Origin of the sequence: Pandoraea horticolens, from assembly GCF_902459555.1 — a bacterium.
GTDB classification, from domain to species: Bacteria; Pseudomonadota; Gammaproteobacteria; order Burkholderiales; family Burkholderiaceae; genus Pandoraea; species Pandoraea horticolens.
Genome location: NZ_CABPSM010000010.1, coordinates 65,413 through 81,821, shown reverse-complemented (window position 1 = coordinate 81,821; position 16,409 = coordinate 65,413). Strand labels below are relative to the sequence as shown.

The following is a 16,409-nucleotide window of genomic DNA, read 5'->3' as shown; positions in this document are numbered from 1 at the left end:
AGCGCCATGTGGCACGACATCAAGCGTATTGCCGGGCTGGCCTGGCCGGTTCTGATCGGCCAGTTGGCCGTCATCGCCTTCGGGGTGATGGACACGGCCATGGTCGGTCGCGCATCGGCGTTCGATCTCGCATCGCTCGCGCTCGGCGGGTCGATCTACATCACCGTGTATGTCGGCCTGATGGGCATTCTCGTCGCACTGTCTCCAATTGCCGCGCAACGCTTCGGCGCAGGCGAGCGTGAAGCCATTGGCGAGGAAGTCCGGCAGGCGTTTTGGCTCGCCCTGTTCCTCGCGGCACCGGGCTTTCTGTTGCTGTCGCATCCGCAGTTCATTCTGCAACTCTCCGAAGCGACACCCGAACTCGAAGCTCGCGCGAGCGCTTATCTCCAGATTCTCGCGTTCGGGCTGCCCGCCGCCTTGCTCTTTCGCGTGTATTCCTCGCTGTCCACGGCCGTGGCAGAGCCTCGCATCGTCATGATTATTCAGGTGACGGGGCTGGTGCTGAAAGTGCCGCTGAATCTTGCGCTGATTTACGGTGTCGAGCGACTCGGTATTCCAGCCCTGGGCAGCACCGGCTGCGCCATCGCCACGACCGCCATCAACTGGGTCTCTTGCGCACTGGGACTCACGCTGATGGCACGTCACGCGAAGCTGCGCGAGTTCGGTATCTTCTCCCGCTTCTGCTGGCCGCACTGGCAGGCCATTCGCGCACTGCTCAAGCTGGGTGTGCCGATGGGGTTGAGCTATCTGATCGAAGTGACGGCGTACTCGTTCATGGCGATCTTCATTGCCCGACTGGGCGACGTGACGCTGGCCGGCCATCAGATCGCCGCAAACCTCGGCGCCCTCATGTACATGCTGCCCATGTCGATTGCCATTGCGACGACGACACTCACCGCGCAGGCCATCGGTTCGCGCGACTTCCCGCTGGCACGTCTGATCGGACGCCGGGGTGTCGAGTTTGCCGGCACGTTGGGCTTGATGCTGGCTGCCCTCATGTGGTTCTGCCGCCCGCCGATTCTCGCGGCCTATACGTCCGATCCGCAGGTCGCGGCGGTCGCCACGCCCTTGCTGGCCATCGTCGCGCTCTACCACGTGTTCGACGCCCTGCAAGTGAACGCCGTCTTCGTGCTGCGCGCGTGGAAGGTAGCGGTCATCCCAACCCTCATCTACGCCGTGTCGCTCTGGGGCGTTGGCCTGGGGGGCGGATATGCGCTGGGCTTCGACGTCGGCGGTCTTACGCCCGCGTGGCTGCATGGCGCGGCAGGCTTCTGGTTCGCCAACACCGCAAGCATCGCCATCGCCGCCGTCGGCTTGCTGCTCTATCTGCGCTGGGTGGTGCGGATGAAGTGCAACGACGCCGCCGCATAGCATTACGCAGAATTGCCGCGAGACGGATGGCCCGCCTCGTCTCGCAACGTTCATCGACTGGCTGCAACATAGCGTCGATCCGCAAGACCGCCCTCGACCTGCGGTGTGACGCGCATGCGCTGCAAGCGGTGGCATGCAGGCTAACGCCATCCGGCTTAGACTCGAAGGCCTCTCCACCTTAGGGGCGCCTTCGCACGATGCTGCAAGCGCGCTCTCACATCCATGTCCGAACATACCTTCCTCGTTACCGGTGCGACACGCGGCATCGGGCTGGCCATCAGCACATTGCTTGCCCATCAAGGGCACCGGGTCGTGGGCATCGCCCGCCATATCGACGGCGTCGAATTCCCCGGAGCACTGGTGCAATGCGATCTCGCCGACGTCGACAATACACGCGAGGTACTACGCGGCATCGGGACACGATTCACCATCGACGGTGTGGTCAACAACGCCGGCATCGCCTCGCCGCAGCCCTTCGATCAGCTCGATCTGGCAACCCTTCAGCAGGTCTTCGATCTGAACGTGCGCGTCGCCATTCAAGTCACTCAGCCCTTTATCGACGGCATGAAATCGCGCGGCTTCGGACGCATCGTCAACATCTCCAGCCGAGCCATATACGGCAGCCGCGACCGCACCGCCTATGCCGCCGCCAAGAGCGCACTCGTCGGATGCACCAAGACATGGGCGCTGGAATTCGCAACGTTCGGCATTACGTCCAATGCGGTGGCACCCGGCCCTGTCGAGACCGAACTCTTCCGCAAATCACGCCCTGTGGGCAGCGATGCCGAACGCAAAGTGCTCGCCACGATCCCGATGGGACGGCTCGGTGCCCCGGACGAAATCGCTGCGGCCGTCGCCTTTCTGCTCTCGGACTCAGCCAGCTTCATCACCGGTCAGGTACTCAACGTCGATGGCGGCGGCAGCTTGGGCGGTCCCAACTGAACACACCTTGTACGACAACCAGATCGCAAGCATTACGAACAGCATGTGCAACCGGAATTTATCGACCTGATCAGTAAATTTCGGTTCTTTCCGCAAAAACGGGTAAACCCGCAAAGGCATTCGGAAGCACTTTCCATAGAATGTTGTCTGACGACATACAACAGAAATCGTGTGTCATGACACTCCACTCCTTTGGGTCTGATCTACGTCCACCTGCCATGAGCCGAACCCCCATCGTCACCGATCTGCGCGTTGTCCCCATCGCCGGCCGCGACAGTATGCTGCTGAACCTGAGCGGTGCGCATAGCCCCTTCTTCACGCGCAACCTGATCATCCTTCGAGATAACGCCGGCCACACCGGAGTTGGCGAGGTGCCCGGCGGCGAAACCATCCGCCAGACGCTCGAAGACGCACGTCCCTATGTGGTGGGTCAGTCGGTCGCAAACATTCAGGCAATCCTTGGCCAGACCCGTCGCGTCTTCGCTGATCGCGATTCAGGTGGACGCGGCTTGCAGACGTTCGACCTGCGCACGACGATTCACGCCGTGACGGCGCTCGAAGCGGCGCTGCTCGACCTGCTGGGCCAGCACCTCGAGGTGCCGGTGGCCGCGTTGCTGGGTGAAGGACAGCAGCGCAGCGAAGTCGCCATGCTGGGCTACCTGTTCTTCATCGGCGATCGATGCGCCACCGACCTCCCCTATGCCGATAATCACGCCGCACGCGACGACTGGGAACGCGTGCGTACGGAAGTCGCCATGACCCCCGAGGCGGTCGTACGTCTCGCAGAGGCCGCTCACGCTCGCTATGGCTTCCAGGACTTCAAACTCAAGGGCGGTGTGCTCGATGGCGACGCGGAAATCGAAGCGGTCACCGCGCTCGCCAAGCGCTTCCCGCAGGCACGTGTGACGCTCGATCCGAATGGCGCGTGGTCGCTTGCCGAGGCGGTGCGCCTATGCCGCGACAAGCACGATGTGCTTGCGTACGCCGAAGACCCATGCGGCGCCGAGAACGGCTATTCGGGCCGCGAAGTCATGGCGGAATTCCGGCGCGCAACGGGCTTGCCGACGGCGACCAACATGATTGCAACGGACTGGCGCCAGATGGGCCACGCGATTCAGTTGCAGTCTGTCGACATTCCATTGGCCGATCCGCACTTCTGGACGATGCAGGGCGCCGTGCGCGTCGCGCAGATGTGTCACGACTGGGGCCTGACATGGGGATCGCACTCGAACAATCACTTTGACGTCTCGCTCGCGATGTTCACGCATGTTGCGGCAGCCGCCCCCGGCAAGATCACCGCAATCGACACGCACTGGATCTGGCAAGACGGTCAGCACCTCACGAAGCACCCGCTGCAAATCGTTGGCGGTAACGTTCAAGTGCCGACCACGCCGGGTCTCGGGGTCACACTCGATATGGAGGCAGTGGAAGCCGCCCACGCCCTGTACCTCGAGCACGGCCTCGGTGCGCGCGACGATAGCATCGCCATGCAGTATCTCGTTCCAGACTGGAAATTCGATCCGAAGCGCCCCTGCCTCGTGCGCTGACCGAATGGCGTCAGGGTGTCGCGGACTGAAAATCCACCTCGCCCTGTCGTCGATAGACAACAATGCGCTTGAATTGCGGATTTTTTCAATACACTGCGAAAAATCCGCATGCATTGCGAAGACGACATCACCAGGGAAGATCACGCATCGGAGCAGCCCCGAATACCTCGCCGCGAGGTTTCGAAACAGGGGCGTCGAGAGATAAAAAAAGCCCAGGCATCTGCCTGGGCTTTCTTCGTTTGGCGGAGCGGACGGGGCTCGAACCCGCGACCCCCGGCGTGACAGGCCGGTATTCTAACCAACTGAACTACCGCTCCAAACTTGCTGCAGCATCGTGATGTCATTCACTTTGCTTTCCTGCCTGTTGTTCGGCATTGCCGCGTTTTCACGCGCAAATTACCGAACTTCGTAGGTTTTGGCGGAGCGGACGGGGCTCGAACCCGCGACCCCCGGCGTGACAGGCCGGTATTCTAACCAACTGAACTACCGCTCCAAAACCGACAAAAAAACCCGCCTGACTTTCAGCGGGCTTTACGCCACCAACTGCCTGGCATTTTCAAACTGATACCGACTCGCTACCGGCACCAATTCTGGCGTCCCCTAGGGGATTCGAACCCCTGTACTCACCGTGAAAGGGTGATGTCCTAGGCCTCTAGACGAAGGGGACAAAATCGTCAAAACTTTGTCTGTTTCGCTTTACTGCATTTCGCGAAGAACGCTATTCTAAACAACATTTCTTCGCTTGTGAAGCTTTATTTTCAAGTTTTTTACGGCATTTTTGCAAGAATCTTGCTCGTCCGGCGCAGCCTGAAAATTAAGCTTCTGAATCCGTGGTGGAGGTAAGCGGGATCGAACCGCTGACCTCTTGCATGCCATGCAAGCGCTCTCCCAGCTGAGCTATACCCCCGAACAGAGAAATGAGATTTTAATGACAAACCCATTTCCTGTAAATACCCTTCTCGCATTTTTTCCGCATTATTTTGCGAATCCGTGCGATAGATGAAAAACGGCGACTCTCCGGAGTCGCCGTTTTTCCTTTGCTTAGCGGCGTGCACGAGACACGCCGCCGGGCATCGTACTGATACCCGAATTACTGAGCTTCGCTTTCGCGCTTGACCAGCACCGGGCCACCCTGCTTTTCTTCGTCGGTGAGTGCCTTGTGCGACAGGCGCAGACGGCCCTTGTCGTCCTGCTGAATCACCTTCACGCGCACCAACTGACCTTCCTTCAGGTACTCGTTGATGTCCTTGATGCGCTCGTTCGCGATTTCGGAGATGTGCAGCAGACCATCCTTGCCCGGCAACACCGAAACGATCGCGCCGAACTCCAGCAGCTTCAGCACGGTACCGTCGTACACTTGGCCGACTTCGACTTCCACCGTAATCAGCTCGATGCGACGCTTCGCTTCGGCAATACCTTCAGCGCTCGGGCTGGCGATCGTCACCACGCCGTCGTCCGAGATATCGATGCTCGTGCCGGTTTCTTCCGTCAATGCACGGATCACCGAACCACCCTTACCGATCACGTCACGGATCTTTTCCGGGTTGATCTTGATGGTGACCATGCGCGGCGCGAATTCCGACAACTCCGTACGCACGCCCGACTGGGCTTCCGTCATCTTGTCGAGGATGTGCAAACGGCCTTCCTTGGCTTGCGCCAGGGCGACCTGCATGATTTCCTTCGTGATGCCCTGGATCTTGATGTCCATCTGCAGCGCGGTCACGCCATTCGACGTACCGGCCACCTTGAAGTCCATGTCGCCCAGGTGATCTTCGTCGCCGAGAATGTCGGTCAGCACGGCAAACTTGTTGCCGTCGAGGATCAGGCCCATGGCGATACCGGCGACCGGCGAGGTCAGCGGCACACCCGCGTCCATCATGGCGAGACTACCGCCGCACACCGATGCCATCGAGGACGAACCGTTCGACTCGGTGATTTCCGACACGACACGCACGGTGTAGCCGAAATCGTCTGCGCCCGGCAGGCACGCCACGAGTGCGCGCTTGGCCAGACGGCCGTGACCGATTTCGCGACGCTTGGGCGAACCCACGCGCCCCGTTTCACCCGTCGAGAACGGCGGGAAGTTGTAGTGAAGCATGAAGCGATCACGGTACTCGCCTTGCAGCGCGTCGATGATCTGCTCGTCGCTCTTGGTGCCCAACGTGGCCACCACGAGTGCCTGCGTTTCGCCGCGCGTGAACAGCGCCGAACCGTGGGCACGCGGCAGAACGCCGGTGCGAATCGAGATCGGGCGCACGGTGCGCGTGTCACGGCCGTCGATACGCGGCTCGCCCGCGAGAATCTGGCTACGCACGATCTTGGCTTCCAGATCGAACAGGATGTTGCCGACTTCGATGTCGTCCGGAGCCACTTCGCCCTTGGCGGTGGCGGCTTCGCCCAGCTTGGCGATGACGTCGCTGCTCACGGCACGCAGTTGCTGCGTACGCGCTTGCTTTTCACGCGTCTGGTAAGCGGCGCGCAGCGGGCCTTCGGCCAACTCGGTCACTTGTGCGATCAGTGCGTCGTTCTTGGCAGCCGGGGCCCAATCCCACTCGGCCTTGCCGCCGTCACGCACGAGGTCGTGAATGGCGTTGATGGCCGTTTGCATTTGCTCGTGACCGAACACCACAGCGCCCAGCATCACGTCTTCCGGCAGTTCCTGCGCTTCCGACTCAACCATCAGCACGGCTTGTTCCGTACCGGCGACAACCAGGTCGAGCTTCGACTTGGCGATCTGTTCGCGCGACGGGTTGAGCACGTACTGGCTGTCGACGTAGGCAACGCGTGCGGCGCCGACCGGGCCGTTGAACGGCAGACCCGAGATGGCCAGCGCGGCCGAAGCACCGATCAGGGCCGGGATATCGGCCGGCACTTCGGGGTTCAGCGAGACAACCTGCACCACGACCTGAACTTCGTTGTAGAAGCCTTCCGGGAAGAGCGGGCGGATCGGACGGTCGATCAGACGCGACGTCAGCGTTTCATTCTCCGACGGACGGCCTTCACGCTTGAAGAAGCCACCCGGGATCTTGCCGGCGGCATAAGTCTTTTCCAGATAATCGACGGTCAGCGGGAAGAAATCCTGACCTGCCTTAGCCTTCTTGGCGCCAACAACCGTGGCGAGCACGACGGTATCGTCCATATCGACGAGCACAGCGCCGGATGCCTGACGGGCAATCTCACCGGTCTCCATGCGAACCGTGTTTTGTCCCCATTGGAAAGACTTCACGACTTTATTGAACATTTGCACTCCTATATCGAATCGCGCGAATGCAGCAGCGGCGCGATATCGCTGCCGGGGTGATCCCGACGCCTTACAGGGGGGAGTGTTATGCCATTCCAGCGTTGCTCGGCGCGTTGCCGTGCGTGTCAGAGGCGACCCTGGAATGACACAAGCCCTGCTTGCCGACGAGGCCCCGTACTCCGGGAACCCGGCACAACGGCCAAGTTGACAGCCTGAAAGACGTCCTCATGACATCCGTCAGGCAGTGCCCAAAAACAAAATGCCTGCATCAGCACGCTGATACAGGCATCTCGTCGTAATTGTAATCGCTTACTTACGCAGGCCCAGCTTCTCGATCAGGGCGCGATAGCGGTCCGCATCCTTGCCCTTCAGGTAATCGAGCAGCTTGCGGCGACGGCTCACCATGCGCAGCAGACCGCGGCGGCTGTGGTGATCCTTCATGTGTGCCTTGAAGTGCGGCGTCAATTCGTTAATGCGCGTGGTCAGCAGCGCAACTTGCACTTCGGGCGATCCGGTGTCGTTGGCGGCGCGGGCGAATTGCGCCACGACGTCCGACTTCTTGGTGGTTTCAACAGTCATTTCATTTCCTTTGGAGACATGCGGTCACGGAAGAAAGGCCGTGCCGTGAACTTACAAAAACATGCGCAGCGTTGCCGCGCATAAACAAAACTGCAAGTGCGCGATTATACGGGAGTTGGTATCCAGATGCCACATTTTTCCACGCATCGCCGCTTCGGACGGGCCTGACCGCCGGATTCGGGCGTCGAAAACCGAGATATTCCGTGAATAATCGCGAAAATCCAGGTCGATTATCCGAAAAATTTCGACAAATCAACACCCGCGCATTCCAGCGCATTCCTTCGCCCTGTCATATCAGCGCTGGCGAGCCATCCGGCAGGTACTGGGTAGCGCCACCTTACTCGCGGGCAACTCCATCACCGTCTTGAACCCGAAGCCCGAACCTTCATTGTCGAACTTCACACCCGGCTCTCCCGCACGACGCATGACGGAGACATACAGCGGCTCGATCATCTGGTGATCGTTCGGGCGCATCCAGGCGTCCGCCGGCGCCTCGCGAACCCGGCGATTCTCGAGCGCACGCGCCACCATCGTCACGTCGGTCGTTCCCGCCTGTTCCAGGGCAGCGGCAATCATGTCGATCATCACGCTCATGCGCAGCAGCGCATAGTCGTCGCGCGCCTCGGGATAGCGCGCGCGAAATGCCTTGTAGAACGCATCCGACGCCTCGCCGCCCACGTTCGGGTGCCACTCGGCCACCGCATACACCCGTCCCACTCCCGCCTCCCCCAATGCCGCAGGAGCACCAAGCGCATTGCCGTAGAACGTGTAGAACTTAAGTTCCATCCCCTGCTCGCGCGCTGCCTTGACGAGCAGTGTCAAGTCGTTGCCCCAGCTCCCCGTCACGATCGTGTCGGCGCCTGCAGCGCGAATTCGCGCGAGATAGGGCGTGAAATCCTTCACGCGCCCGACCGCGCTGAACTGCTCGCCCACGATCTGCACGTCCGGACGTTTCGCGCCGATCATCTGACGAGCAAGCCCGGCGACCTGTCGGCCGAAGCTGTAATCCTGATTCAGCAGATAGACCTTCTGGATGCTAACGTCGTCTTTGATCGCCTCGGTGAGCGCCTGCATGCGCATGGCGGCATTGGCGTCGAACGCGAAATGCCAGAAGCTGCACTGCTCGTTGGTGAGCGCCGTATCGACGGCCGAGTAATTGAAGAACAACATGCGCTGTCCCGGTTCGCGGGCGTTTCGCTTGTTGACTGCGTCGATCAACGCCGACGCGACCGCCGAGCTATTGCCCTGCAAAACGAACGGAATGCCGAGATCGCCAGCGGCCTTGAGCTGCACCAGGCTATCTTCCACGGCCCCCTTGCTGTCGAATACCGTCAACTCCAGCGGATGCGCGCCATCGCGCAACTTCACCCCGCCGCGCGCGTTCACGCGATCGATCGCAAAGCGCAAATTGCGCTCGACCATGGCGCCAGCGTTGCCGAAGGGCCCGCTCATGCCTTCGACGAGCGCAAGGCGGATCGGCGGCGCCGCGTGTGCAAGACTGGCCGCTGCCAACAGGCCAACGGCGCACAAAACCGCGCACGAGCGCGCCAGCAAGACTTGAACTTTCATCGAGGCCCCATTGACTGTCTCGGCGCGAATCATAACGTCCCGGCCCCTATGCGGCAAGCGGAAGCGCCCCACGATGAGGCACACAGCGGTATGCTATCGGCATGCCGCCCTGCGGCCTTTTTTTCCCGCTGACGCGAGGCCATCCATGAAGCATTTGCCCCAGGCACGCGCGGGCATCGCACGCCCGAAATCATCCGCCACCATCCTCTCAGACGCCTTGCGCCCCATCGCCGCCCTGCGCTGGCTCGTGGCTGGCGCACTCACCCTGTCGCTGACCGCCTGTCTCACGCCCCCGTGGCAGCAACTGCCACCGAGCGGCGCATCGCAGGCCGAAGTCCAGGCCCAGTTGGGCAAGCCCAGGGAGGTCTACCCGCTCGCCCCTGGCGTTACCCGCTGGCTCTATCCAACCAAGCCGTTCGGCGAAGAGACCATCGCTGCGGACTTCGATGCGCAAGGCCGTCTACTCGGCACCACGCAAGTGCTCTCGACGCAGGAATTCAATAAGGTCGAAATCGACAAGTGGACGAAGACCGATATCCTGCATCACTTCGGCGAACCGGTCGAGACGTCGTACTTTCCGCTCATGAAGCGCGAAGTCTGGTCCTATCGCTTCAAGCAGGACGATGTCTGGTTCTCTCTGATGCACTTCTATTTCGACGCCGAGGGCGTTGTCAAAACCACGCAGATCAGCCCCGACCCGCTCCACGAGAAGCGCGACAACAACTTGTTCTGAGCGCACATCAGGCGCTGCCCAAAACAAAACGCCCGCATGCCGGACTTTCCGGATGCGGGCGTCTTCTCAGATACCTCGGCCATCAACGCGATGCCGCACCCCATCCCTCACGGCGTGAGTTGCGGGTTGAGCTTCTCAGCCTTCGAATACAGTTTGTTGAGCGCCGACAGATACGCCTTGGCCGACGCCGCCACGATATCCGGGTCTGTGCCGACGCCGTTCACGATGCGACCCGCCTTCGACAGGCGCACCGTCACCTCGCCTTGCGATTGGGTGCCGGTCGTAATGGCGTTGACCGAGTACAGCAGTTGTTCGGCACCGCTTTGCACCTGCGACTCGATGGCGTTGAGCACGGCATCGACCGGGCCGTTGCCGTCGGCCTCGCCGACCAGCTCCTTGCCCTGCGCAGTGAAAACCACGCGGGCGCTCGGACGCTCACCCGTCTCGGAGTGTTGTGCCATCGACACGAGATAGAAATGCTCGCCACGCTCGGCCTGTGCTTCGTTCGAGACGATGGCCAGAATGTCTTCATCGAAGATTTCGGACTTCTGGTCGGCCAATTCCTTGAAGCGTGTGAACGCGGCGTTCACATCCTGCTCCGACTCCATCTCGATGCCCAGTTCCTGCAAACGCTGCTTGAATGCATTGCGGCCAGAGAGCTTGCCGAGCACGATCTTGTTCGCGGTCCAGCCCACATCTTCCGCGCGCATGATCTCGTAGGTGTCGCGCGCCTTGAGAACGCCGTCCTGGTGAATGCCCGAGGCGTGAGCGAATGCGTTCGCCCCCACCACCGCTTTGTTCGGCTGCACATTGAAGCCGGTGATCTGCGAGACGAGTTTCGAGGCCGGCACAATCTGCGTCGTATCGATGCCGAGTTCCAGACCGAAATAATCCTTACGTGTCTTGAGCGCCATCACCACTTCTTCGAGCGACGTATTGCCTGCGCGCTCGCCAAGACCGTTGATCGTGCACTCGATCTGACGCGCACCGCCCAACTTCACTCCCGCCAGCGAATTGGCCACGGCCATGCCGAGGTCGTTGTGGCAGTGGACCGACCAGACGGCCTTGTCCGAATTCGGCACACGCTCGCGCAGCGTGCGCACGAGTTGCCCGTAGAGTTCCGGCACGCCGTAGCCGACGGTATCGGCCACGTTGATGGTCGTCGCCCCCTCATTAATGACGGCTTCGAGCACGCGGCACAGGAAATCCAGATCCGAGCGGCTTCCGTCTTCCGGCGAGAATTCGATGTTGTCCGTGAACTGACGGGCATAGCGCACGGCGAGCTTCGCCTGTTCGAACACCTGATCAGGGCTCATGCGCAGCTTCTTCTCCATGTGAAGCGGCGACGTGGCGATGAACGTGTGAATACGCGACGAATTCGCACCCTTGAGCGCTTCGGCGGCACGGGCGATATCACGATCGTTGGCGCGGGCGAGCGAGCACACCGTGCTGTCCTTGACGATGCCGGCGATGGCCTGAATGGCTTCGAAGTCACCGTTCGAACTGGCGGCGAAGCCCGCTTCGATGACATCCACGCGCAGACGCTCCAGTTGTCGGGCGATGCGAATTTTCTCATCGCGCGTCATCGACGCGCCCGGCGACTGTTCACCGTCGCGCAAGGTCGTATCGAAAATGATCAGCTTATCGGCCATGACTTTCTCCTGTGGGGATCTTGTAGGGGTTCGGTTTGTTCTTGATGTCTTTGGGTGGCGTATCCGCATGCCGAAGAACACCCTTGCGCCAGCGGCATCGCGTCATGGCACAAGCCACAAAGGCAGAGGATCGTCGTACGGGCGGGCAACTACCGGGAGGGAATCAGCGCGCGACGCGCGTGCAGGCATGGCCGGAAACTGCATAGCGGCATAGCGTTGGCGGTGCGAGAGGAAGGCCCGAAGCCGGGATGACGCCTGAAATCATGAGCGCCAATATAGTCGCAATCGGGTGATTTCGCAACGCGCAGCGCGGGCCGCGAGCCGCGTGCAGACGGGCGCGCACAGGCGCAGGCGCTGCACCGCCCCCTCATGAAACAGCCCGGCGCGAGGCCGGGCCGGGAATCACGAGACAAGCACCGAATCAGGCCGGCGGAATGCGCAACACCTGCCCCGGATAGATCTTGTCCGGGCTGGAGAGCATCGGCTTGTTAGCCTCGAAGATGGCATTGTACTTATTGGCGTCGCCGTAGACCTGTTTCGAGATGGCCGACAGCGTATCGCCCTTCTCTACGGTGTGGAACGTCGCCTCGGCCGAAGCCGTCGACACCGACATCTTGTCGTCCACCTTCTCGACGCCCTTCACGTTACCGCAGCACAGCAGTATCTTTTCCTTGGTCACCTGATCAGCGGCCACACCGAACACGGTCACCGTGCGCGACGCCCCGTCGAAGGTCACCGTCAGACCGGCGGCATCCAGATTCTGCGTCTTGATGTAGTTCTCGATGGCGTCGGCAGCCTTACGGTTGGCGTCGTCCGCATCGGGGCCCGGTGCGGGGGCCCCGGCAGCCTGCGCCTTGTTGCCCAACAGCGCTTCGCCTGCTTCTTTCACGAAGTCCAGAATGCCCATGATTTCTCCTTCGTCACGTAGAACAGTGGAAATGGCGCCGGAACCGGCCAAATTTGCCATGACACGTCCGGGCCAAGGGGTACGTCTGAGCCTGCCTCAGCAAGACTACAGCATCGCCGGGCACACGCCCCCGGCAACACTGACAGACAGATGTGACAAGGGGCGTACCGAGACGCCCCTTGTACCCGCTCACTTATTCGTCGACTTCGCCGAAAATGCGCTGCCGACGGCCCTTGAGGAAGCGGAATCCCCAGAGCACATAGCCGGAAATGCTATACAGGCAGAACAGCCCGAAGAGCACCAGCGGCGGATCGGACGACACCAGGATGAAGCCGACCATGAAGAGCAGTACCACGCCAAACGACACACGCTGGCGCACGTCGAGCGCCTTGCCGCTGTAGAACGGCGCATTCGACACCATCGACATGCCCGCATAGATCGTCAGGCCAAATGCCACCCAGGGCATCCAGAAGACGTTCACCGGCAGCTTGTTGTCGATCGTAATCCACACGAAGCCTGCGATGAGCGCCGCCGCAGCCGGGCTCGCCAGCCCCTGGAAGAAGCGCTTGTCGACCACGCCGATATTCGTATTGAAACGCGCAAGCCGTAGCGCCGCGCCCGCCACGTAGACGAACGCAGCGAGCCAGCCCCACTTGCCGATCTCGTGCAGAATCCATTCGTACATCACCAGCGCCGGCGCAACACCGAACGAGGTCATGTCGGAGAGCGAATCGTATTGCTCACCGAATGCACTCTGCGTGTTGGTCATGCGCGCCACGCGCCCGTCCATGCCATCGAGCACCATGGCGAAGAAAATGGCGATGGCGGCCTGCTCGAAGCGGTCGTTCATCGCCTGCACGATCGCGAAAAAGCCGCAGAACAGCGCGGCCGTCGTAAAAGCATTCGGCAGCAGATAGATACCGCGGTTGCGCGGGCGCACCGGCAGATCATCCTCCACACCCGGGTCGTGGTCTTCGTTCATCGATGGCTCTGCAGATGGATTCTTGTGACGGCCGAACGGCGAGAGATGCCTGACGTTATTGCGCAAGCGGCCGCGATGGTTTTCCGGCATCTATACCTCCTTGACGATGCTGAGACTGCGGGCGAACCCGCGACGGATCACCGCTATTGGAACGCGAAAAGCGAAAGCAGTTGCAAGCCGCGACACCTCGGCGCGCGACCTGAGGTCGCGCCGCCGCTCGCGGCCGAAGTTCGGGGTACGGTTCGACTTACAGCTCGGCGAGAATCGTCGAGGTGGCCGACACCTTGTCGCCGATCGCCACACGCGGGCGCGAGCCCAGCGGCAGGTACACGTCGACACGCGAGCCGAAACGGATGAAACCATAACGCTGACCGCGCGCGAGTGTATCGCCCGGCTTCACGTAGCACAGAATCCGGCGTGCGATGAGCCCTGCGACCTGCACGCTCGTCACGATCTGGCCACCTACATCGATCACCAGCGCGTTACGTTCGTTCTCGAGCGATGCTTTGTCGAGGTCGGCGTTGAAAAAGCGCCCGGGAAAATATTCCACCTTGGTCACCGTGCCGTCAACCGGGGCGCGATTCGAGTGAACATTGAAGACGTTCATGAACACGCTGATCTTCAGCGCTTCACGACCTGCGTAGGGGTCCTGCGTGGTTTCGATAGCCACGATGCGGCCGTCGGCCGGCGAGAGCACGGCACCGGCCTGCTGCGGCACCTGACGCGGCGGATCGCGGAAAAACTGCAGAACAAACAGGGCAATCACCCAGAACGGCGCGGCCCAAAACACGCCAGCCATGAAATGCACGACGAGCGCGACGGCGACGGCGATGCCCAGGAAGGGCCAGCCCTCGCGGGCAATGATCGGGTGAGGATAATTCATGCGATTGAACTCGCGTCCTTGGTAAAACGGTTAAGTAAGCGGGTCGACCTGCTTCGGGCCAAACCGTGACGTGGCGGCATTGTAGCAACGCGCGCGGCACGGCGACACATTTTCCCCAATCGACACGTTCGCGTCACAAAGGCAAAGCAGGAGACAATGCCCGGCAATTCCCCCGGCACACGGCCGATTCGATTCGGCGCCACCACGAAAAAAGCCGCCCGCCTTGCCATAGCAACGGCTACGGCAAAACGGACGGCCCAGAGCAACGGCTCACGAAGTGGCGCGCTTAGCGCATGTAACGCATGTTACGCGCTCACCCCGCGATACCGCCCGCCGACGACGCCTGTGCCCGGAAACGCTTGGGCATACGCATCGTACGGCGCGTCGTACTTAGTTCTTCGACTGGTCGACCAGCTTGTTCTTGGCAATCCACGGCATCATCGCGCGCAGCTTGCCGCCAACTTGCTCGATCTGGTGTTCGGCCGTGATACGACGACGCGAGATCAGGGTCGGGGCGCCAGCCTTGTTTTCCAGGATGAACGACTTGGCATACTCGCCGGTCTGGATGTCGGTCAGGCACTGCTTCATCGCCTTCTTCGTCTCTTCCGTCACGACGCGCGGGCCGGTAACGTACTCACCATACTCGGCGTTGTTCGAGATCGAGTAGTTCATGTTGGCGATGCCGCCTTCGTAGATCAGGTCGACAATCAGCTTGAGTTCGTGCAGGCACTCGAAGTAGGCCATTTCCGGCGCGTAGCCGGCTTCGACCAGCGTTTCGAAACCGGCCTTGATCAGTTCGACGGTACCGCCGCACAGCACGGCCTGTTCGCCGAACAGGTCGGTTTCGGTTTCTTCGCGGAAGTTCGTTTCGATGATGCCGGCACGGCCGCCGCCGTTAGCCGCAGCATACGACAGCGCGATATCGCGAGCCGCGCCCGACTTGTCTTGCGCCACAGCGATCAGGTGGGGCACGCCGCCGCCTTGCGAGTACGTCGAGCGCACCGTGTGGCCCGGGGCCTTCGGGGCAATCATGATGACGTCGAGGTCGGCACGCGGGATCACGCAGCCGTAGTGCACGTTGAAGCCGTGAGCGAAAGCCAGTGCAGCGCCTTCCTTGATATTGGCGTGCACTTCGTTCTTGTACACGTCGGCGATCTGCTCGTCCGGCAGCAGCATCATGACGATGTCGGCCGACTTCACGGCTTCTGCCACTTCCTTGGTGTTCAGGCCGGCATTGACCGCCTTGTTCCACGAAGCGCCATTCTTGCGCAGACCAACCGTCACGTTCACACCGCTGTCCTTCAGGTTCAGCGCGTGGGCGTGGCCTTGCGAGCCGTAACCGATGATCGTGACTTGCTTACCCTTGATGAGGGAGAGGTCGGCGTCTTTGTCGTAGAAAACTTTCATTTGGAATTGTCCCGTAATACCAAAAAATAACTGAAATCAGAATGGATCGAAATCCGCTTACCGCGTTGCCGCTGCCGATCAGACCTTCAGGATGCGCTCACCGCGCCCGATGCCCGAGCCACCGGTACGAACCGTCTCGAGAATCGCCGTGCGATCGAGCCCTTCGATGAATGCGTCGAGCTTCGACGAATTCCCAGTGAGTTCGATCGTATAGGTCTTTTCAGTAACGTCAATGATGCGGCCGCGGAAAATATCCGACATCCGCTTCATCTCTTCGCGCTCCTTGCCCACAGCGCGAACCTTGATGAGCATTAGCTCGCGCTCGATGTGCGCCCCTTCGGTCAGATCGACCACCTTCACCACTTCGATGAGCCGGTTCAGGTGCTTGGTGATCTGCTCGATGATGTCGTCGGAGCCTGTCGTGACCACCGTCATGCGCGAGAGCGACCGATCTTCGGTCGGCGCGACGGTGAGCGTCTCGATATTGTAGCCACGTGCCGAGAAGAGCCCGACCACACGCGACAGCGCGCCCGGCTCGTTCTCGAGCAAAACAGAAATAATGTGCCTCATGGTGTATCCCGGATTGTCCTAGTGTG

Annotated in this window: 13 protein-coding genes and 4 tRNA genes; 4 read left to right on the top strand and 13 right to left on the bottom strand. The window is 61.0% G+C overall.

The annotated features are described in order from the left end of the window. The first annotated feature begins 6 nt into the window (after positions 1-6). The 3 genes from PHO31112_RS16765 to gudD all read left to right on the top strand — a co-directional run bounded on the left by PHO31112_RS16765 (position 7) and on the right by gudD (position 3,860). Entirely contained in the window at positions 7-1,371 is a 1,365-nt protein-coding gene (locus tag PHO31112_RS16765; RefSeq protein ID WP_150621516.1) for an MATE family efflux transporter, read from the top strand. 222 nt (positions 1,372-1,593) lie between these two features. Beyond that, on the top strand, positions 1,594-2,313 hold the full coding sequence (locus PHO31112_RS16760; RefSeq protein WP_150621515.1) for an SDR family oxidoreductase: 720 nt from the start codon (positions 1,594-1,596) through the stop codon (positions 2,311-2,313). Between the two features lie 218 nt (positions 2,314-2,531). Continuing rightward, positions 2,532-3,860, top strand: coding sequence for a glucarate dehydratase (gene gudD / locus PHO31112_RS16755; protein ID WP_150621514.1), 1,329 nt, complete (start codon positions 2,532-2,534; stop codon positions 3,858-3,860). 240 nt (positions 3,861-4,100) lie between these two features. On the opposite strand, the gene PHO31112_RS16750 is transcribed toward gudD, so the two are convergent. The 7 genes from PHO31112_RS16750 to PHO31112_RS16720 all read right to left on the bottom strand — a co-directional run bounded on the left by PHO31112_RS16750 (position 4,101) and on the right by PHO31112_RS16720 (position 9,249). Then, a tRNA-Asp gene (locus tag PHO31112_RS16750) sits at positions 4,101-4,177 on the bottom strand. Between the two features lie 99 nt (positions 4,178-4,276). After that, a tRNA-Asp gene (locus PHO31112_RS16745) sits at positions 4,277-4,353 on the bottom strand. Between the two features lie 98 nt (positions 4,354-4,451). Then, positions 4,452-4,527, bottom strand: a tRNA-Glu gene (locus PHO31112_RS16740). Between the two features lie 164 nt (positions 4,528-4,691). After that, positions 4,692-4,767 (bottom strand) — tRNA-Ala (locus tag PHO31112_RS16735). 183 nt (positions 4,768-4,950) lie between these two features. Beyond that, on the bottom strand, positions 4,951-7,107 hold the full coding sequence (gene pnp, locus PHO31112_RS16730) for a polyribonucleotide nucleotidyltransferase (RefSeq protein WP_150621513.1): 2,157 nt from the start codon (positions 7,105-7,107) through the stop codon (positions 4,951-4,953). A gap of 303 nt (positions 7,108-7,410) precedes the next feature. Further along, a complete protein-coding gene (gene rpsO / locus PHO31112_RS16725) occupies positions 7,411-7,680 on the bottom strand; it encodes a 30S ribosomal protein S15 (protein ID WP_010806083.1) in 270 nt (89 codons plus the stop codon). 294 nt (positions 7,681-7,974) lie between these two features. Next, positions 7,975-9,249 carry a branched-chain amino acid ABC transporter substrate-binding protein gene (locus tag PHO31112_RS16720; RefSeq protein WP_150621512.1) on the bottom strand — a complete coding sequence of 425 codons (1,275 nt, stop codon included), beginning with the start codon at positions 9,247-9,249 and terminating at the stop codon, positions 7,975-7,977. A 226-nt stretch (positions 9,250-9,475) separates the two neighbouring features. Here PHO31112_RS16720 and PHO31112_RS16715 point away from each other — a divergent pair, with 226 nt between their 5' ends. Further along, positions 9,476-9,982, top strand: coding sequence for a hypothetical protein (locus tag PHO31112_RS16715; RefSeq protein ID WP_425495214.1), 507 nt, complete (start codon positions 9,476-9,478; stop codon positions 9,980-9,982). Between the two features lie 107 nt (positions 9,983-10,089). Here PHO31112_RS16715 and PHO31112_RS16710 read toward each other — a convergent pair whose 3' ends face one another. From PHO31112_RS16710 to ilvN, 6 genes are all read right to left on the bottom strand, one after another. Continuing rightward, positions 10,090-11,634 (bottom strand): 2-isopropylmalate synthase, encoded by a 1,545-nt coding sequence (locus tag PHO31112_RS16710; RefSeq protein ID WP_010806086.1) that lies wholly within the window; start codon positions 11,632-11,634, stop codon positions 10,090-10,092. Positions 11,635-12,055: 421 nt separating this feature from the next. Beyond that, positions 12,056-12,541, bottom strand: a complete 486-nt coding sequence (lysM, locus tag PHO31112_RS16705) for a peptidoglycan-binding protein LysM (protein WP_150621510.1) — start codon at positions 12,539-12,541, stop codon at positions 12,056-12,058. Positions 12,542-12,734: 193 nt separating this feature from the next. Next, positions 12,735-13,613 carry a CDP-alcohol phosphatidyltransferase family protein gene (locus tag PHO31112_RS16700; protein ID WP_010806088.1) on the bottom strand — a complete coding sequence of 293 codons (879 nt, stop codon included), beginning with the start codon at positions 13,611-13,613 and terminating at the stop codon, positions 12,735-12,737. Between the two features lie 157 nt (positions 13,614-13,770). Next, positions 13,771-14,406 (bottom strand): phosphatidylserine decarboxylase, encoded by a 636-nt coding sequence (locus tag PHO31112_RS16695; RefSeq protein ID WP_150621509.1) that lies wholly within the window; start codon positions 14,404-14,406, stop codon positions 13,771-13,773. Between the two features lie 390 nt (positions 14,407-14,796). Further along, on the bottom strand, positions 14,797-15,813 hold the full coding sequence (gene ilvC / locus PHO31112_RS16690; protein ID WP_010806090.1) for a ketol-acid reductoisomerase: 1,017 nt from the start codon (positions 15,811-15,813) through the stop codon (positions 14,797-14,799). Positions 15,814-15,891: 78 nt separating this feature from the next. Continuing rightward, positions 15,892-16,383, bottom strand: coding sequence for an acetolactate synthase small subunit (gene ilvN, locus PHO31112_RS16685; RefSeq protein WP_010806091.1), 492 nt, complete (start codon positions 16,381-16,383; stop codon positions 15,892-15,894). Between the last annotated feature and the right edge of the window lie 26 nt (positions 16,384-16,409).

What these genes read in the sequence shown, in the direction of transcription:
- PHO31112_RS16695 (WP_150621509.1), bottom strand. Translation starts at nt 14,406, where the DNA reads ATGAATTATCCTCACCCGATCATTGCCCGCGAGGGCTGGCCCTTCCTG.
- PHO31112_RS16765 (WP_150621516.1), top strand. Translation starts at nt 7, where the DNA reads ATGTGGCACGACATCAAGCGTATTGCCGGGCTGGCCTGGCCGGTTCTG.
- lysM (WP_150621510.1), bottom strand. Translation starts at nt 12,541, where the DNA reads ATGGGCATTCTGGACTTCGTGAAAGAAGCAGGCGAAGCGCTGTTGGGC.
- PHO31112_RS16700 (WP_010806088.1), bottom strand. Translation starts at nt 13,613, where the DNA reads ATGCCGGAAAACCATCGCGGCCGCTTGCGCAATAACGTCAGGCATCTC.
- ilvC (WP_010806090.1), bottom strand. Translation starts at nt 15,813, where the DNA reads ATGAAAGTTTTCTACGACAAAGACGCCGACCTCTCCCTCATCAAGGGT.
- PHO31112_RS16760 (WP_150621515.1), top strand. Translation starts at nt 1,594, where the DNA reads ATGTCCGAACATACCTTCCTCGTTACCGGTGCGACACGCGGCATCGGG.
- gudD (WP_150621514.1), top strand. Translation starts at nt 2,532, where the DNA reads ATGAGCCGAACCCCCATCGTCACCGATCTGCGCGTTGTCCCCATCGCC.
- PHO31112_RS16710 (WP_010806086.1), bottom strand. Translation starts at nt 11,634, where the DNA reads ATGGCCGATAAGCTGATCATTTTCGATACGACCTTGCGCGACGGTGAA.
- ilvN (WP_010806091.1), bottom strand. Translation starts at nt 16,383, where the DNA reads ATGAGGCACATTATTTCTGTTTTGCTCGAGAACGAGCCGGGCGCGCTG.
- PHO31112_RS16720 (WP_150621512.1), bottom strand. Translation starts at nt 9,249, where the DNA reads ATGAAAGTTCAAGTCTTGCTGGCGCGCTCGTGCGCGGTTTTGTGCGCC.
- rpsO (WP_010806083.1), bottom strand. Translation starts at nt 7,680, where the DNA reads ATGACTGTTGAAACCACCAAGAAGTCGGACGTCGTGGCGCAATTCGCC.